Source organism: Psychrobacter sp. GW64-MNA-CIBAN-0177 (genome assembly GCF_040309585.1).
GTDB lineage: Bacteria > Pseudomonadota > Gammaproteobacteria > Pseudomonadales > Moraxellaceae > Psychrobacter > Psychrobacter okhotskensis.
The window spans coordinates 1-16,894 of sequence record NZ_JBEOOY010000014.1 but is presented as its reverse complement, the minus strand read 5'-3'; the positions used below and the strand labels follow the sequence as shown (position 1 = coordinate 16,894).

Here is a 16,894-nt window from a genome sequence, read left to right as displayed (position 1 = left end):
TTTTTATTTGTTTTAGACGCTAGTAAGAATGATTTGGGCGCTTTTTCGTCCTATTTTATTGACCGCTTTTCATTAATAGAGAGTAGCCATGACCGCCAATTCAACAACGACAGCCAATACAACTGGGCAAAACCAATCTTCCAATGTAAACCTACACGGTCGCCCTGAACGTATCGCCACCGTTGAGCGTATTACTGCAGAGACGCAAGTTACCTGTACCGTTAATCTTGATGGTACGGGTCAAGGCACGGTAGACACTGGCGTGCCATTCTTGGATCATATGATTGATCAAATCAAGCGTCACGGTTTGTTTGACTTAGATATCAAATGTACCGGCGATACTTTCATTGATGATCATCATAGTGTAGAAGATACGGGTATCACGCTTGGTCAAGCCTTTAATAAAGCTTTAGGCGATAAGAAGGGCATTCGTCGTTATGGGCATTTTTATGCGCCACTCGATGAAGCCTTGACGCGTGCAGTCGTTGATCTATCAGGTCGTCCGGGTTTGCATATGGACATTCCTTTTACTCGCTCACACGTGGGCAAATTCGATGTGGATCTATTTAGCGAATTCTTCTACGGCTTCGTCAATCACTCGTGGATGACGGTGCATTTAGACAACCTCAAAGGTAAAAATAGCCATCACCAGATTGAATCAACCTTTAAAGCCTTTGCTCGTGCGCTACGTATGGCTTGCGAATATGATGAGCGCGCTTTGAATACCTTGCCGTCGACCAAAGAGGCGTTCTAGATGAGTAGAGCTACAAAGATTGCACTATTAGATTATGGCATGGGTAATTTGCACTCTGTCAGTAAAGCACTGTCGAGCGTTGGCGCAGAAGTCTCTATCACTAATGACCCAAAAATCGCAGCGGTGGCGGACAAAATAGTCTTCCCCGGTGTCGGTGCCATGCGCGACTGTATCGCTGGCATGCATGAAGCAGGCATTGATGGGGTTGTACGTCAGGCGATATTCAACAAGCCTGTCATGGCCATCTGCGTCGGTATGCAGGCGTTATTTGAGCAGTCATCTGAGAATGGTGGTACAGATTGCCTTGGTATTTTAAAAGGTAGCGTAGAAGCGTTTGACCCGACGTGGCAAGACGAACAAGGTGCGACTATTAAAGTCCCGCATATGGGTTGGAATACCATCAGCGGTATGGATGTTGATCATCCATTGTGGCATGGTATCGAGGACAACGCCCATTTTTACTTCGTGCACAGCTATTACTGTGCGCCTGCCGACAGCTCACAAGTGGCGTCTATCTGTGATTATGGTCAACCGTTTTGTGCCAGTATCATTCAAGACAATTTATTTGCGACCCAGTTCCATCCAGAGAAAAGCCACACTGCAGGTTTGCAACTGCTCAAAAACTTCGTCGAATGGAATATTTAGAGAGACGCTAAACGTGAAATGAATATTTATTTTAGTATGAGGGTAGATTATCAATTGTATAATCTGCCTTTTTTATGTTCAGTTATAAATTTTTAGCTATACTCTCAGTTATTTTCTACTTGCTTATATTTGGAATACTCTAGTGGATTTCACCACCTTTAAAATCGATATTATTGAAGTAACCGGACTGGCTAAAGATGCTCTGCATATCTATGTCGGTGTCGGCGTCTATCTTTTGTGTCTGCTTGTGCTGCTGCCTATTATTAAAAAGCAAGGTATTAAGTCCTTTATAGCTTTAATCGTCGTCACGGGTATTGCTTTATTGGGTGAGTATTTAGACAACCGCCATATCATTAGACCGAGAGGGCTTTTTGCATTAGGAATGGTAGACATCAAGGCAAGTCTCCATGATTTGATCAATACTTGCCTGATACCTTACGTGCTCTATGGGTTGAATAAATGGACTAAGATTTTTCGTCCCACCGCACCTGCGCCACCCGTTAGATTATTAAAAAAACGATCTTAGTTGATTATCATAAAAATAAGGTAAATTAATGCGGTTGTTTCTCAAACCTGAAAGAGGCGCTATGACTATATCTATCTCCACAAAGTTTCAGCCTTACGCTGCTAACCTTCTTCTGGTAGTAACCGCTTTGCTACTTAGCTTTGGCAGTTATCATTCGGCAGTAGCTGCTCAGAATGTCATTAAATCGACAAACCCCTCCATTAAAAAACCATCAGCCCACGCAACACCTGTACCTGTCAAATTACTTGATACTAATGAGTTAAATCGAATAACGCATTTGTCAGTAGGCAAAAAAGATCAATTTTTTCCAGCTGGCAAAGTACTCAATGACTATCTTAAAATTGAATTAATAGATAAAGCCTTTTTTGAGAAAAAACGTGCGCTCGCTGTCGATTATTTATCACATAAAAACGCGATTAAAAAACAAGATGGCGTTATATCCATTCAACTGGTTAAGGACTCTTTGAAACTAGTAGATATCGATAGTGACGATGATGGCGAAACGTATAGATATATCGGCCAAATAGATGCCTTAGATCAGCATCTGGTTGAAGTACTGCGTTGGGAGAGTCAGAACTATCAAATGTTTGATCAAGTTGAAGGGTTCTTAACTCAAGAGTTTTCAGCTTATCCTTATCTCTCACCAAATAAACGCTATATCATCTCAGCTTATGCCAACCCATACGAGGGTCATACCGATCTCGGACTCTATAAAGTTAAAGGCAGAGAGATCATCCCTGTTATGAATGCAGGCTTTAAAAATTGGATGCCTATCACTGATCCTGCTGATATATTTTGGGCGAGAGACGGCTATTTATATGTAGCGGTGACTCATAGCGCTAGTGCCATGCAGATAGGCGGTCGCGTCAATGCACAGACGCAGTATATTAGGATAAAAGTTGATTTATAGAGTGGTTAGTTGTTAGATAGAAAACTCTGCAACTTAACAACCGACCCCTTACAAAGCTTACGAAACATAAAAACTCTCCTCTATTTAAGCCCTCCTTAGTTTGCTACCTTACTCTCAGACAATAGCCAAATCGATATGCCTATCAGGTTTATCGATTCAGCTATCTATGACTATCAATAATAAAAAACTATCAAAAAGGAGTCACTATGAATATCCAAGACCTATTAGATAAAGCTAAAGATACGTTGGGTTTAGAACCAATACAAATTGAGGAAGGAGTTTATATTCCCTCCGTATCCTCGCTCAAGATAGCAGCACCGAGCAAAACTAACTATGATAATACCGATTATGACACGCCTTATACAGGTAATAAAAAAATCATGATGGTCTGCACCGAGCAGCAATACATGACCATGACCAATGATAAAAAGTTCGATACAGGCAATCATCCAGTTGAGATGATGGTTCCGTTACTGCACTTTAAAAAGGCAGGCTTTGAGGTAGATGTATTTACCCCAACTGGTGAGCCGGTAAAGGTTGAGCAGTGGGCCATGCCAGACAAGGATGACGACGTCAAAGCAATCTATAGCGAATACGAGTCTAAGCTGAATAAGCCAAAAGGTATCGATGACTTTGTCAAAAATGACATGGCTAAAAGTGACGACTACGCCGCTATCTTCATTCCCGGCGGTCATGGTGCGATGTTAGGCTTACCTGAAGATTATAGTCTTGGTGAGTTGCTGCGTTGGGGTCATGAGAAGGATCTATTTACCTTAGCCATCTGTCATGGACCAGCGGCTTTATTGGCGGCTAATTTAAAAAGTACTGATAGCTCAGATGCAGACAATAACGCTAATAAAGACTTTATTTTTAAAGGCTATGAGATGGTCGCGTTCCCAACGGTTATGGATAAGCAAATGCCAAAAATCGGTTATTTGCCGGGACCTATGCCGTGGTACTTTGCAGAAAAGTTAGAAGATTTGGGCGTTACGATTAATAATAAGCTGGCCTCAGGACAGACGCATCAAGATAGAAAGCTGATCTCAGGTGATGGGCCATTAGCGGCTAATGACTTTGGTAAGATCAGCGCTAAAGCTTTGCTAAAAGAGCTTGGCTAAAAGGACTTCGCGACGTCAGTTTGAAGTACTATATTTTGATTTTGCAAAGTTGCAATGCTGGGCTAAAGCGCCAGCCTACGACATAACTTAGCTTGTTAGTACAAAGTATCTTAAGCAATGACTTATAAGATACATAAGATTTGACTTAGCAATAATATAGTTAAAATCGCGTAGGCTGTGGCTTCAGCCCAGCAAATAGTTATACAATATTACACTATTTGGTAATGAAACTTAGTTTTGAAACTTAATTAAAGGTGATTTTGATAACAAAAAAACGGACTACTAAATAGTCCGTTCTTTAGTTTCTACAATGGAAAATTATTATTTAGACTCATCATAAAGCTTTCTCACCACCTCACCAATCACTGCAATACCTTTAGTCAACGTGTCTTCATCCGCCGCAATACTCATGCGGATACACTCATGTGCATGTTTATAATCGCTGATATCGACACCAGGGAAGAAGTACTCACTCGGCACGATAAGCGTACCTTTTTCTTTGAGAGTCTCATAAAGCTCAGAGGTGCTAATCGGCAAATCCTTGAACCATAACCACAGAAATATCGCGCCCTCTGGCTTATGAATCACTAGCGGATAATCGCCCAACGCTTCTTTTAATAGCTTCACTGCTGTCTTAGCTTGCTGCTGATAAAAAGGCTTGATCACGTCATCGGAGAGTTGCTTGATACGATCATCCGCTACTAGTGGCGTCGCAATCGCCGCGCCAAAACGTGTCGGTGCTAAATTCACCACCGCATTCATGGCGCTGACCGCTTCGATCACTTCGCTATCGGCGACGATAATACCGGTACGCATACCGGGCAGGCCAATCTTAGATAAGCTAAAGCACAGTATCGTATTATGATCCCAATTGAGATGCGCGTCTGAATAAATGATATTAGGGAAGGGCATACCGTAGGCATTATCGATAATCAGTGGTATCTCGTAACGCTTGGCAATCTGAGCTAACCGCGCCATTTCCTCATCGGTCAGTACGTTACCCGTTGGATTGGTCGGACGCGAGCAGCAAATCGCGCCAATACGACCTTCCTTGAGCGCGGGCAAGTTCTCTAACGCTTCAAAATCCACCCGATATTTAAAAAATCCGTCCTCGCCATCATGAGTCACTTCGTCGATATGTGGCAATACTGCGGCAAAATGCTGACCTTCGACATGCACATCGCTATAGCCAATATATTCAGGCGTTAGCGGTAGTAGGATAGATTTGTCTATAGATTCGCTCTGTTCGTCAGCGAAAGCACCACCAAACAAGTTAAACAAATAGAAAAAGGCATTTTGCGAACCATTGGTCAAAGCGATATTTTCTGCGGTCAAATTCCAATCATAATGACGATTAAAAAAGCTGACCAAAGCCTCGATAAAAGCCGCATCGCCCTGCGGATTAGAATAATTCGCCATACTGATGATTGAGGTGCTATTCGCTTCGCCTGTATCATTATCATTGCCAAGCTCTCGATAAGTCTGCAAAAACAGCTCATTCACCGCCTCAATCTTGGCAGGATTACCGCCGCCTAACATATTGACTGGCTGATCGCTTTTTAGCGCATCGCCCAAGTCATCCATCAATTGCGAGATACCAGTGGGCTGGGTAAATTTCTGACCGAACTTTGAGAATTTCATAAGAGTACCGTGGGGCTAATGAGGGGTAGGAGTTATTTGTGTGCAAAGTGGCGCTATTATAGCAAATGCGGGGTACGCGTATAAGCGTAATAAAAAAACGCCCGCCAAATCAATAGCGAGCGTTTCGGATTTGCTGTTTTAGGGGCTTGGGGTTTTGGAGCCAAGATACCAATTCAATCAGTGCTGAAAAGCCTTGTTACTGAAAAGTTCTTTAAGATAATTAAAAACTTAATCTAAATGAATTAGAATGCGCAATTTCTAACATATTTATTTAAATTTGTTATTTAACTGTTCTAGCAGATAATCAGTAAACTCTTTACTTTTTGCAATGTTGATTAGATTTTTCTCTGAATTGGCTAGTAAGTAATTATCAATGCTATTAGCTAGAAAATTTATTGCTTCTTCGAAAATATTTTGAGTAATCAGAGATAGATCAATAATAGATATATCTTCAAAAGAAACGTTTGTCTTCTTAAAATAAATTCTAGAAATTATCATACCTAAGTGTAATTTAAAATTCGATGTTTTACTCTTCTCTTTACTATCAGAATGCTTTAGCCAATAACTATGCCCTTTCTTATATATAAGACAGCAGTTGAACATCGGTTTAAAATCCTTCTTAGGATCAAATATTTTATTATAATTAGCTTCCGTTTTTAACAAAGAGGTTGGACGCGATCTAGCTGTATGTGGATCGTTATAAGCAATAGATTGAACCGCTTGAGCTGTTAGTTGAATACTAAATATTTTCGTCGCTGGTTTCCCTTGATTTTTATAGTAGTTTTTCCGTCTATCATAATAATAGCCTTCATTTAAGAAAAATAATTCCAAATGTCTTTGTACGGGTTCTGTTGCACGTAACAAAGTAGCAGAGACAGGGTTTTGACTATTGGTGGAAGCGATAATATGGTCAGTCGTTTCTTTATTTGTATTTATTATGACTTTAACTAGAACTGATCTATTATCATCCATATCTAGGTTATGATAGTTGTATATAGAGTAAGAAGTTTGTAAGCCATTTACTATCTGTATGTTTTCAATAGATAATTTCTTCCCTACTTCTTTTGGCTCTTCTGCAATAATGGTAATACCATTATTTAACCACCAGAAATCCTCATTCGAAGGGTTTTCTATTGATTCCCGTATCCGCTTATTTACATCTACTGATCCTTGAAAGTGTCTAATATTACTTTCAAAAAGATCATCACGAATACCTCCGTTTTCTGCTGTTAAAAACTCCTTGTAGTTTCCTAACTTAACAGTCCCAATATACCCAATACCATAATTATCAAATTCTGTCGATAATGGTCTATCTTTAAATTCTATAGTATTACGATTGGACTTCTGCTGTTGGTATAATTCGAGTAGCTCTTTAGAGCTATAGACAGAAAAATTTATATCGGAAGTGCTAAATATTTTCTGAGATATTTCGACTAACTGCTCTGCCTTTTGAGAAAAAACTGTATTAAAATTTTTGCTAGGAGCATTTGATATATAGAGATAATCTAAAGATATCTTTCCTCCACTGGTAGCAGTTTTTTTCCAAACTTCAGTTAATAACAATGCTTGATTAACTAAATCTGAATTGAAACGAGATAGTAGTAGCTCTTCCTCGTTTTCTAGGTTGAATAAAACGGGAACTGTAGTGATAAGTTTGTCAATTATACCTTCTTTGAAGGAGCTTGCTTTCTTACATTGCGAAATAATGAATTTAGCATTAGTTTTGTTAGTAAAATTGAAGTTATCTAAATTATCTATATTATCTATGTATTCATCATTAATAAAAATCATAATGGAGTCGATACCACCATCATTACTACCATCGACAATTGAAGATAATATATTTTCGTATGTCACGCTACTATCTTTATGGATTTGAGTTAATGAAAAAATCTCGAATAATTCACTATCAGACAAATCAATCTCATTACTCTCTTTAAAAGCTTTAATGCAGCCTTCAAGTATTATTTTTTCATTGCTCATGATAGAACCTTTTCTTACATTTTGGATTAATTTTTAAAGTCAATATCTTACAACAAAATCGCTCCCGAAGGAGCTTTTTAGCTCTGATAGCAGAATTTATCATAACGGGCTGATTAATTTTCGATAGTTAAGCTTTGAGGTAGCTACGTGCCAAGAGACGCACCAAGGTGTATTCGTCGTCTAGCTCAGAAAAATAAGTAATATAAAGTTAAAAACCCTCAATTAAGGGGTTTTTGCATAAAGCCAAAATTGAATACACCTAAACCATAGCCCGAACCCTTGCCATAATCCCACGCCCAATCACCAATCTTACATAAATAATCGCAATACCTAGCAGCAAGGCGAGGAGCAATCCGCCACCAATAGCTAGATTTACCCACGGCACGCTAAAGCGTAGATTGAACCACTGGGTAATGGCAAACCACGCGCCAACACTAGCGATAGTCATCGCAAACACCGCTGCGCTAACGCCAAGTACGCCAATCTCCAAGATATTGAGCTTATATAAATCAGACTTCTGCATCCCTAATAATCGGAATGAGGCGCTTTCTTGCATCCGATCTTGTGAAGTGGAGAGTAGCGAGCTGATAAGTACCATAATCCCAGTCAATAACGCCAGTAGCGTAAAGACATAGACCAAGCGACTCATCTGCATCACTAAGTCTTGGATTTGCTCCGCGATAGCGGTACCATCGATGGTGGTTACCGCAGGGAACTGGCGTACTAGCTGACCTTGCAGCTCTGGAATACTGGCCTCGGCTACATGCGCCGTAGCGAACTGGATTTGCGGCGCCGCAGACAAAATATCTGGCTCAAACAAGAAATAGAAGAACGGACTTGGGCCACGTTCAAACCTTGAGCGGATACTAGTGATTTGACCCGTCAGCTCGATACCTTGAATATTGAAGACGACTTGATCGCCCATGCCAACATTAAGCATATCGGCTGCGGTATCTAAGATAGATAGTGGCTGTACTTGTTGTAGCTTTGAGGTTTGCGGATCTTGATCTTTGATAGGCGTATAGAGCTTATCTTGAGTCGCGGTATCGCTAATAAACTCGGTATCCATTACGCTATCGGCGTAGCTTAAGTTAAACACTCGCGTCGGGTCGTCTTGGTTGTCAGGGGCATCGATATCGGCAGCGGCAACGTCATTAGCGGTGACCACGCGCGCGCGAATGACAGGATAATAGCTGACAGGCGCTTTGAGTATATTGTTGATCGCTTCATGCTGTTCGGTTTGTACATCGAGCAAGAATATATTGGGCGCATCCTCTGGATAAGCATCGACGAACTGCGCGTTGATGCTGTGATTGAGAGTGGTAATCAGCGTCAATACCGCTACAGATAGCGCTAAGGTCACAAAAAATAATGCCGATTGATTGCCTTTACGCGCCAGATTATGAATGGCGATACGCTGCATCCAACTGACTTTACGACGCTTAGCAATGCCCGCTAGCAGCCCTAACCAACTTCGAGCCAATAGCCAAAACACCGCGACAAAGGCAATTAGGCCAATGAGTAATTGCGCGGATAATATCCATGAGCCGACTTCATAAGCGAAGAACAGATAGAGACCGATAAACATCACCGTATACGACAGCAGTGGCAAACGTTGAAACCAAGATTGATCGGCAGCGGCTTGGCTAGCGCCTTGATTGAGTAGGGTAGCAGGGGTAGTGGTGCTCAGCTCACTGAGACCGCGCTGGGTAATCACTATCGTCAGTAGGATAGCGATAATAAGCGTTTTGACAATGCTAATAGGGTTAATAGCCAAACCAATATCGGCAGGCAAGATAGCCGACAGATAGGGCTGACCAATCTGTAATAGCCCGAGACTGAGCACAGTAGCGGCGATACTAGCGATGATCGAAGTGGTCAATAATAACCGATAATAACTGGCTTTAATCTGCCTAACCGGTTCGCCCATCGCCATACGAATGGCATTATTAGACTGCTGCTTCGTGACAAAAGCGGTGATAACGCCGTACATAGCGACCGCTGATAATAGCAGTACCGCGATAACCAGCAGCTTTAAAAACATCAATACATTGTCAGAGATACGCGAGACTTGCGTGTCCTCAGAGTCTATATCAGAGAGCTGAATGTCAGGATAGCTGACTAAGGTTTGCTGTAATTGCTCATTTAACGTGGTGATGGTTTCCGCGTCACCTGCTATCTCGATACGATAACGCACACGGCTACGCTGACCTAACAGGTTAGTCGCGGCTAAGCCGTCCTCTTGCATCAATACATGCCCGCCAAAATCAAAGGCACTTAGCGGACGATCGGGCTCTTTGGTCAGTATATCGCTGATAGTAAACTCAGCTTCACCGATTTTGATAGTATCGCCAACGCTAGCGTTAAGACCCTGCATGACTTCTGGCGCGACGACTACGGTGTTAGGTTTGAGCTGTTGCCATAGAGGTTTGCCTGAAGCAGTTTGGGCTTCACCGTATAGCGGATAAGCAGGGGTGACGCCCTTGACGCGGACGAGTAAAGTTTGCTGATCGGTCACTGCCATTGAGCTAAACTGATAATCGTAAACGATTTGGTCATCAGGCAAATCTTTGACTTGTTCTATGATTTGCGCAGGCCACTCCTGATTGGCCTCTAACACTAAGTCGCCACCGACGAGCGCGCGCTGATTATCGGTGATGTATTTATCGACAGATTGCTGAATAGAATCAAGGGTTAGATAAGTGGCAAGTGATAAGGTTAAGGTAATTAGGAATAAAACCGGATAAACCCAACGTCGCCACCAGCTACGGGTTAAGGCTTTAGTGCCTAAAGTAGAGGCAAAGACAGCAAGCATAGTAGACATTAAGCTTTGATTTGATTTATCGCTAGATAATCTATTCTTATCATTATTAGCAGTATTATCCATTAACTTTTGATCCATCTATCATCCCATCATGCATAGTAATCACCCGATCCGCCATCTCGGCAAGCGCAGGATCATGAGTGACTACCACTAGCGCGGATCCTGTTTGTTGACGTAGATCTAATAATAGCTGCATGACTTGATCAGCGTTTTGCTCATCTAGATTACCTGTTGGCTCATCAGCGAAGACAATTTTAGGGCGTGAAACCAAAGCGCGCGCGACAGCAGTACGCTGCTGTTCACCGCCTGATAGTTGACTCGGTAAGCTATCACGGCGATGACCCAATCCGACGGCTTCTATTAATTCATCAACGCGCGCTTGATCGGGACGACGAGCGATATCGAGCGGGAAGGCGATATTTTCAGCGACAGTTAAAGTTGGCAATAGATGAAAGGACTGAAAGACAAAACCCATATCGCGTTGACGAATAGCGGCGAGTTTATCTTCATCAAGATTGCTTAAGGTTTGCTCTGCCAATTTAACCGAGCCACTATTAGGATAATCGAGCGCGGCTAGTAAGCCAAGCAAAGTTGATTTGCCTGAGCCGGACTTACCCATAATCACCACGAACTCGCCAGCATTGACATGGATATCGACGTTCTTAATAATTGTCAGCGAACGCTCGCCTACCGAGACCGTTTTGGTTAAGCCAGTAGCGCGGAGCAGTACTTCTTGGTTGGAGGCAAGATTCACATTATTAGCTTTCGTTAGGCTCATTGCGTAGTCTCAGTGGTAGGCGTTTCTACAGGGGTTAGCGAGTTTGCTTGCATGGATTGCAGCATTCTATCGACCTCAGGTTCAAGCACTGGCAAGATATTATTATTAACAATAATGGTATAACCCTCTTTAGTCGGGTGAATAGCGTCGGCCTGATTAAGCTCAGGGTCACCGCCAACGCCTTCTAAAAAGAACGGGATCATTTTAAGATTCATATCTTCAGCGATGCGTGGATAGATAGCTGAGAAGGATTTGACATAATCATTACCGAGATTGTCATAAATCTGCATACCACCCAAGATGACTTCGCTACCATTATCTTGTAGATGGGTAACCGCGGTACGAATATTTTTTTCAACCGTTGCCACATCGAGACCGCGAATCGCGTCATTAGCGCCAATAGTTAATATCGTGATATCAGGTTCGGTCTGGCTCACCCAATCGAGACGATTGACTAATCCGTTACTGGTTTCGCCACTGAGACCTGAATTGACCACATCTACATTGGTATAGCCCATTTGCTTGAGCTTAGCTTCTAGTTGCGCAGGATAGTTATCATCAGGATCGACACCTAAGCCTTCGGTTAGTGAATCGCCAAGGGCTAAAATGGTTATAGGTTGTGACTTTTCTTCCTGATCCGTAGCACTGATACTTGCCGCTCCTTCAACCACTACAGGCTTATTAACCGTTGCCGTTTCAGTGGTTTGTGGCTCGTTAGCAGCTTCTGTTTCAGCAGGTTTTTGACAGCCACTTAACAGCAAAGCTATGCTAAAAATCCCGATAGTTACGCTAAAAATAGACCGCTTAATTAAGCTAAGGTTGTTATTTTTCATCATGTAAGTATCTCTTAATCAATCGAACCAGTTTAGCAAAATAAAGTGATAGTCAATATAAGGGTAAAGTTACGGCAAGTAGGTTAATTCTATCTTAAGCCTTCTGTCCGTCGACCATAATGGGGCGACTGACTAACCACGCAAAACCGACATTAATCACCATCAGGATCAGCATAAGTAACAGTGCTAAGCCCCAATTACCAGTTAATTCATGTAGCCAACCTGTGCCTAACGGACCAAAGAAGGCTAGCAAGTAACCAACGAACTGCGCCATGCCCGATAGCTCGCTGGACTGGTTGGTGGTATAAGTGCGCAGGGAAAACAGCATCATACTGAGCGTAAAGATAGCAGAACAACCTGCTCCCATCAAACCTGACCACAGCCAAGCTAAATCAGGGGTTAGATAACTGACTCCTAACACCCCAATGACGTTGAGCACCGCAGCTAAGATCGCGAGCGCTTGAATAGGGCGGCCACGATTGACGAGCCAAGTCAAACTTAAAATAGAGAGCGGCGCCATAAATTGAAACACCGAGCCCATCTGGCCAGCAGCAACTGGAGTTAAACCCTTACTGACCCAAATAGAAGGTAAAAAGCTGGCAACGGTATAAAACAGTAGTGACTGCAAACCCATAAAGACCGCGATCTGCCAAGCAAAGGCCGTGCGCCACATCGAAATCTTTGAAGATCCTGAGGGCGGCAAAACAGCAGCTTGATGATTAGAAGAGCCCAAACTAAAACGCAAAAATACCCAAATCGCTAGGGCAAATAGTCCCAACAACGACCAACCACCGAGCGACCATTGCCAACCGACACTTTCAGATAACGGTAATACCACCCCTGCGACAATACCCGCAGACACCGTCATGGTCAGGCTAAATAGGCCAGTAATCAATGGAATATGTTGCGGAGTGCGCTGCTTGATAACGGGTGCCGCCAAGGTGTTAGCAAAGCCGATAGCCAAGGTCAGTAATAAAGTACCCGTTAAGAATCCCAGCCAAGTTGGTATGACAGTACGAATAATCATACCTGCCGTTAATAAACCAATCATCGCAATGAGCGTATTCTCAAGACCAAAGCGCTTACCAATCGTTGGTGCGATAAGCGCGCCCACTGCAAACGTTAGCATCGGCACCGCACCCAGCCAACCAATCTGCGTCTCAGAGATATTGAGCGCCTCTTGCACCACTGGTGCAATAGAGCCAAGGGCGACAATAGGCGCACGCATATTGGTCGCCAGTAATATCATGGCGCATAGTACGAGCCAAAAAGTGAAGCGCGATGAAGGCAGCTTAAACGCTGACGAGGTATCTGGGTGAGACTGTGGTGGCAAATCAGACGGCAAATGGGAGGAGGTAGACATAGCAGCACGACTATTATTAAAATGAGAAAAAGGACACGTCATTAAACAACGCCGAAGAATCGTCGCTGATAAATAACACTAAGGAAAACGCACCTAAACGGTGACTAACATTATCAATCAGAATCGCAAATCAGAACTAGACATTACTTGCACAGCGCAAGGAGTACGAGCTTGTTACCCTATAAGCTAGGGTAAACATAATGTATGGGTAGTGGCTTTATATATGAGTAATAGCCTATACGAGTATGGCTTTGAGAGATTGATTGTCGTCAATCACACATAACGTGGCTACGGCATCAGGCGCGCTGAAGCTATTATTGGCACTTTTTTCACTCACCCTTTTATGGACAACTGATCTAAAACCAAGCATATAAACAGCTGATGGCACAATAAAAAATAGCGCCAGCCACTTTCAAAGTGACTAGACGCTATTATAAGAACAGATGTAAGGTAAATGCTACCAGCGTATGGTAACCAATGTGACCTTTATACAGATTTGCCTAATTGAGCAGCTCTAAGCGCGTTTTCTTGCTGCTCTGCGATGATTGAATCGCATTTGTTAGGATCGTTACCACAAAACGAGCAGTTTTCATCGCCCATCAGTTTTGCAACGCCGCCGCAAGATCCTCTAAGCGGCTTTTTTTTGACCATATAACCGATACCCATAAACACAAAGAATAGGATAAATACAGTAAAGGTAATAGCAAGCATGGGAAGTAGTTGGCTAAGCATAGAGGAGGCCTCGTTTTAAAAATAGGGCAGTCATCAGTAAAGATAACTTACTAATAGTATAGCAAATTTTTGCATTGCTCGTTGATACTAATAGGGTGTTCTTTACAGCATTACACTAGGGCATGCCCTCAATTCAACCGATAGCGATCTAAATAGGCTAAAAGTGGTTAAACATCGCCAAATATCGGCCAAACATCATCAAATAGCTAGATAATATCATCGATATGATCTGCGCTATTTTCCTTGTTTGACAGCAATTTACCTTGCTTTTATCCTCATTTCTAAAATGAGGACACGCCCTAGAAATTTACGGTTGTTTATCAGCACGCAGGTTCATCATCGCCGGTGTCTGTACTAGTTGCCAATCGTCGATACTGTCTAAACGTTCTTTGGCTAAAGAATCACTAGGCTTGATACCGTCAGCTAATATCACAAACAGCGCGGCTAGGTTTTGTTCCTTAGCGACTTTTAAGGCCTTTTCATAAGGCATCGCCGTCAGTGCCGTTGCCCAGGCATCTGCCAACGCAACCGAATCTGCAGCCACGGTGACCGAAGGAGCACCACCAACAATAGGCTTGCCAGTGGTGGGATCGATCGTGTGACTATAGTGCTTACCATTAAAGACGACCGAGTTGCGATAGTTCCCTGACGTTGCTAGATGCATCTGATTCGTCGTGTTCATCGGTTGACGGATGGCGGTAATTGTTTGGCGTTCGCTAACGGTGCTACCGTCGATAGGCGCATCAATCGCAATTTGCCACGGTTGCTGTTGGTTATTGACACCAGAGGTCGCAATTTCACCACCAATCTCGACCATATAATTACGGATTTTATAGTTGTTTTTGAGGACGTCAGCGATAACGTCAACTCCGTAGCCTTTTGCCACTGCTGAAAAATCAAGCTCGATGCCGTCTTTGGTTTTAATAAGACCGTTGTCGTTTTGCACCACGCTCTCAAAGTCTACCAAGGCTTTTGCTTGCGCGATGTCTAGCGCAGTTGGCGGGCTTTGTAGGCGCTCAACCGTCATGGTGCTACCAAATCCCCATGTCTCAATCAGTGGCATCACTGTCGGGTCAAAGGCACCGCCTGATTGTTGATAGACTTGCCTAGACGCCTCTAATACATGGCTGAAATCGGAGTCGATAGCAATCGGCGTATCTTTGCCTAATTGATTAAATTTAGAAATAGTAGAGTCCGCTTGATAAGTGGACATGCTGTCATTGATATCTTGCAAACGCTTATCAATCGCGGCTTGGATGGCAGTTTCGTCTACATCATCCGGTAGTTGATAGCTAATATGGTAGCTGGTGCCCATCGTCTCACCGCTCAGATAATTATAATCTGGCGTTTGCTGGCAAGCAGTGAGGCTCACTGTACCGATGAGACCAATGACGCCATATAGGGCGATAGTGTTGTTTTTATTAGTAGACAAGGAATACATTAAATTTTTCATAAGCTCTTTGCTATAGCATCAGGGGTGAATGTGGCTTTAGTTAAGCGTTGCCTATTTTACACCCCTTGCCACCCATAACGCCAATAACTCTAAAATTGCAAAAGTCAGCGAGCGTGTTAATGAGTCCCTAGTATATTTATGCTTATTATTTCACTTGCGACTCACGTATTAACTTATAGAGCTTTGGCGGTGATAGGCGATTGACTCTCGTGGCCAGTTTTTCTTGTTTGCCACCAACGATGATGTATTCTTTATCGTTACTAAGCGCCTTAACGACTTGCTTGGCAAAAGCAGTTGCAGTCAGTCCTTTATTGGTCGCCTCATCCATGGTACCTTGGGCGCTACCATCTCCTGTCAGCGCGTTAATAGAAACGTTGGTTTGGATAAAGCCTGGAAATACGGTCGCAACCTCTATGCCTTGATCATGCAATTCTGCACGTAAACTGTTCGCCCACATATGCAAGGCTGCCTTGGCTGCCCCATAAGCGCCACGATATTGCGTACCGAGTAAGCCGGCCACACTCGATATCATCACGACTTTGCCGCCGCCTTGTGCGATCATATTGGGCAAAACCAATCTTGTGAGACGCGTTTGCGCAAAATAGTCTATCTCCATAATTTGCCGTTCGACCTCTTCACTGGTTTCCATAATAAGCGCGCGTTGACTGACGCCAGCATTATTAATCAGCCAGTCAATGTTCCCTGCTTGTGCGATAGCAGCGTCATAGGCTTCTTTCGCTTGCTCGGCATCACTAATATCAAAAGGCATAATGATATGTTTTTTGCTGTGTTTGCAGCTTTTTTTGACCGCTGCCAATTTTGCCTCATCACGACCACTCAAGATAATCCGAGCACCGCGTTTGGCAAAAGCAATGGCTAAGGCTTCACCGATACCGCTAGAAGCACCAGTAAGCCAAATGGTTAATTCTTTTACTTTGGTTTTCATAAGAATCCTTTCTTAAATAATTGAAGTTTTTCATAGACTTTAGCCAATGATTTTTTTAGCTTAAGAATATTTCTATTTTAAAACCACAAACTGGATACCATCATATATTAAATTTAAAAAAATAAAAAAGGCATCTAATAGGATGCCCTTAATTTCTAATACTTTTCATCACTACATAAACTCTAGAGGTATTCTCTTTAATTTACTCTAGCATTTGTATAACGATAACCTTCTGATTCCATGCAAGAACTAAGTAAACTCTTTTCTCTTTCACTCTTTACATTTGCAATCCCAATTTGATAACGGCATTTCCCCCCTATGGCAGGATAGTTGTCACCCCTAAAGAATAATCCAAATGGGGGCACAAGGACCAATCATGCCACGTTAT

General features: G+C 42.7%; 14 protein-coding genes. 5 read left to right on the top strand and 9 right to left on the bottom strand.

Annotated elements, in window-relative coordinates:
- Positions 1-88 precede the first annotated feature (88 nt).
- The 5 genes from hisB to AAEY79_RS09630 all read left to right on the top strand — a co-directional run bounded on the left by hisB (position 89) and on the right by AAEY79_RS09630 (position 3,953).
- Positions 89-754 carry an imidazoleglycerol-phosphate dehydratase HisB gene (gene hisB, locus AAEY79_RS09650; protein ID WP_101211854.1) on the top strand — a complete coding sequence of 222 codons (666 nt, stop codon included), beginning with the start codon at positions 89-91 and terminating at the stop codon, positions 752-754.
- Positions 755-1,399 carry an imidazole glycerol phosphate synthase subunit HisH gene (gene hisH / locus AAEY79_RS09645; RefSeq protein WP_352288152.1) on the top strand — a complete coding sequence of 215 codons (645 nt, stop codon included), beginning with the start codon at positions 755-757 and terminating at the stop codon, positions 1,397-1,399.
- A 142-nt stretch (positions 1,400-1,541) separates the two neighbouring features.
- Positions 1,542-1,925 (top strand): hypothetical protein, encoded by a 384-nt coding sequence (locus AAEY79_RS09640; RefSeq protein ID WP_350588213.1) that lies wholly within the window; start codon positions 1,542-1,544, stop codon positions 1,923-1,925.
- 61 nt (positions 1,926-1,986) lie between these two features.
- On the top strand, positions 1,987-2,835 hold the full coding sequence (locus AAEY79_RS09635; RefSeq protein WP_350588214.1) for a hypothetical protein: 849 nt from the start codon (positions 1,987-1,989) through the stop codon (positions 2,833-2,835).
- Positions 2,836-3,041: 206 nt separating this feature from the next.
- On the top strand, positions 3,042-3,953 hold the full coding sequence (locus AAEY79_RS09630; protein WP_350588215.1) for a DJ-1/PfpI family protein: 912 nt from the start codon (positions 3,042-3,044) through the stop codon (positions 3,951-3,953).
- A 321-nt stretch (positions 3,954-4,274) separates the two neighbouring features.
- On the opposite strand, the gene AAEY79_RS09625 is transcribed toward AAEY79_RS09630, so the two are convergent.
- The 9 genes from AAEY79_RS09625 to AAEY79_RS09585 form a co-directional block, all read right to left on the bottom strand.
- A complete protein-coding gene (locus AAEY79_RS09625) occupies positions 4,275-5,594 on the bottom strand; it encodes a valine--pyruvate transaminase (protein WP_350588216.1) in 1,320 nt (439 codons plus the stop codon).
- A 267-nt stretch (positions 5,595-5,861) separates the two neighbouring features.
- Positions 5,862-7,577 carry an AIPR family protein gene (locus AAEY79_RS09620; protein ID WP_350588217.1) on the bottom strand — a complete coding sequence of 572 codons (1,716 nt, stop codon included), beginning with the start codon at positions 7,575-7,577 and terminating at the stop codon, positions 5,862-5,864.
- Between the two features lie 259 nt (positions 7,578-7,836).
- The gene (locus tag AAEY79_RS09615; protein ID WP_025652995.1) at positions 7,837-10,479 is read right to left on the bottom strand and encodes an ABC transporter permease; all 2,643 of its coding nucleotides are present in this window, start codon (positions 10,477-10,479) and stop codon (positions 7,837-7,839) included.
- The gene (locus AAEY79_RS09610) at positions 10,457-11,179 is read right to left on the bottom strand and encodes an ABC transporter ATP-binding protein (protein ID WP_201582718.1); all 723 of its coding nucleotides are present in this window, start codon (positions 11,177-11,179) and stop codon (positions 10,457-10,459) included. The genes AAEY79_RS09615 and AAEY79_RS09610 overlap by 23 nt, the downstream gene beginning before the upstream one ends.
- Positions 11,176-12,015: an arylesterase gene (locus tag AAEY79_RS09605; protein WP_201566678.1), complete on the bottom strand. Its 840-nt coding sequence runs from the start codon at positions 12,013-12,015 to the stop codon at positions 11,176-11,178. Before AAEY79_RS09605 ends, AAEY79_RS09610 begins: the two co-directional genes overlap by 4 nt.
- 91 nt (positions 12,016-12,106) lie before the next feature.
- Positions 12,107-13,375, bottom strand: a complete 1,269-nt coding sequence (locus AAEY79_RS09600; protein WP_227687632.1) for a CynX/NimT family MFS transporter — start codon at positions 13,373-13,375, stop codon at positions 12,107-12,109.
- 486 nt (positions 13,376-13,861) lie between these two features.
- Positions 13,862-14,107, bottom strand: coding sequence for a (Na+)-NQR maturation NqrM (nqrM, locus tag AAEY79_RS09595; protein WP_025652990.1), 246 nt, complete (start codon positions 14,105-14,107; stop codon positions 13,862-13,864).
- 307 nt (positions 14,108-14,414) lie between these two features.
- On the bottom strand, positions 14,415-15,560 hold the full coding sequence (locus AAEY79_RS09590; protein WP_025652989.1) for an FAD:protein FMN transferase: 1,146 nt from the start codon (positions 15,558-15,560) through the stop codon (positions 14,415-14,417).
- Positions 15,561-15,705: 145 nt separating this feature from the next.
- Positions 15,706-16,506 carry an SDR family NAD(P)-dependent oxidoreductase gene (locus tag AAEY79_RS09585; protein ID WP_350588218.1) on the bottom strand — a complete coding sequence of 267 codons (801 nt, stop codon included), beginning with the start codon at positions 16,504-16,506 and terminating at the stop codon, positions 15,706-15,708.
- Positions 16,507-16,894: the final 388 nt, after the last annotated feature.

Coding starts and splice junctions, on each gene's coding strand:
- nqrM (WP_025652990.1), bottom strand. CDS start 14,107: ATGCTTAGCCAACTACTTCCCATGCTTGCTATTACCTTTACTGTATTT.
- AAEY79_RS09620 (WP_350588217.1), bottom strand. CDS start 7,577: ATGAGCAATGAAAAAATAATACTTGAAGGCTGCATTAAAGCTTTTAAA.
- AAEY79_RS09630 (WP_350588215.1), top strand. CDS start 3,042: ATGAATATCCAAGACCTATTAGATAAAGCTAAAGATACGTTGGGTTTA.
- hisH (WP_352288152.1), top strand. CDS start 755: ATGAGTAGAGCTACAAAGATTGCACTATTAGATTATGGCATGGGTAAT.
- AAEY79_RS09610 (WP_201582718.1), bottom strand. CDS start 11,179: ATGAGCCTAACGAAAGCTAATAATGTGAATCTTGCCTCCAACCAAGAA.
- AAEY79_RS09585 (WP_350588218.1), bottom strand. CDS start 16,506: ATGAAAACCAAAGTAAAAGAATTAACCATTTGGCTTACTGGTGCTTCT.
- AAEY79_RS09600 (WP_227687632.1), bottom strand. CDS start 13,375: ATGTCTACCTCCTCCCATTTGCCGTCTGATTTGCCACCACAGTCTCAC.
- AAEY79_RS09605 (WP_201566678.1), bottom strand. CDS start 12,015: ATGATGAAAAATAACAACCTTAGCTTAATTAAGCGGTCTATTTTTAGC.
- AAEY79_RS09615 (WP_025652995.1), bottom strand. CDS start 10,479: ATGGATCAAAAGTTAATGGATAATACTGCTAATAATGATAAGAATAGA.
- AAEY79_RS09590 (WP_025652989.1), bottom strand. CDS start 15,560: ATGAAAAATTTAATGTATTCCTTGTCTACTAATAAAAACAACACTATC.
- hisB (WP_101211854.1), top strand. CDS start 89: ATGACCGCCAATTCAACAACGACAGCCAATACAACTGGGCAAAACCAA.
- AAEY79_RS09625 (WP_350588216.1), bottom strand. CDS start 5,594: ATGAAATTCTCAAAGTTCGGTCAGAAATTTACCCAGCCCACTGGTATC.
- AAEY79_RS09635 (WP_350588214.1), top strand. CDS start 1,987: ATGACTATATCTATCTCCACAAAGTTTCAGCCTTACGCTGCTAACCTT.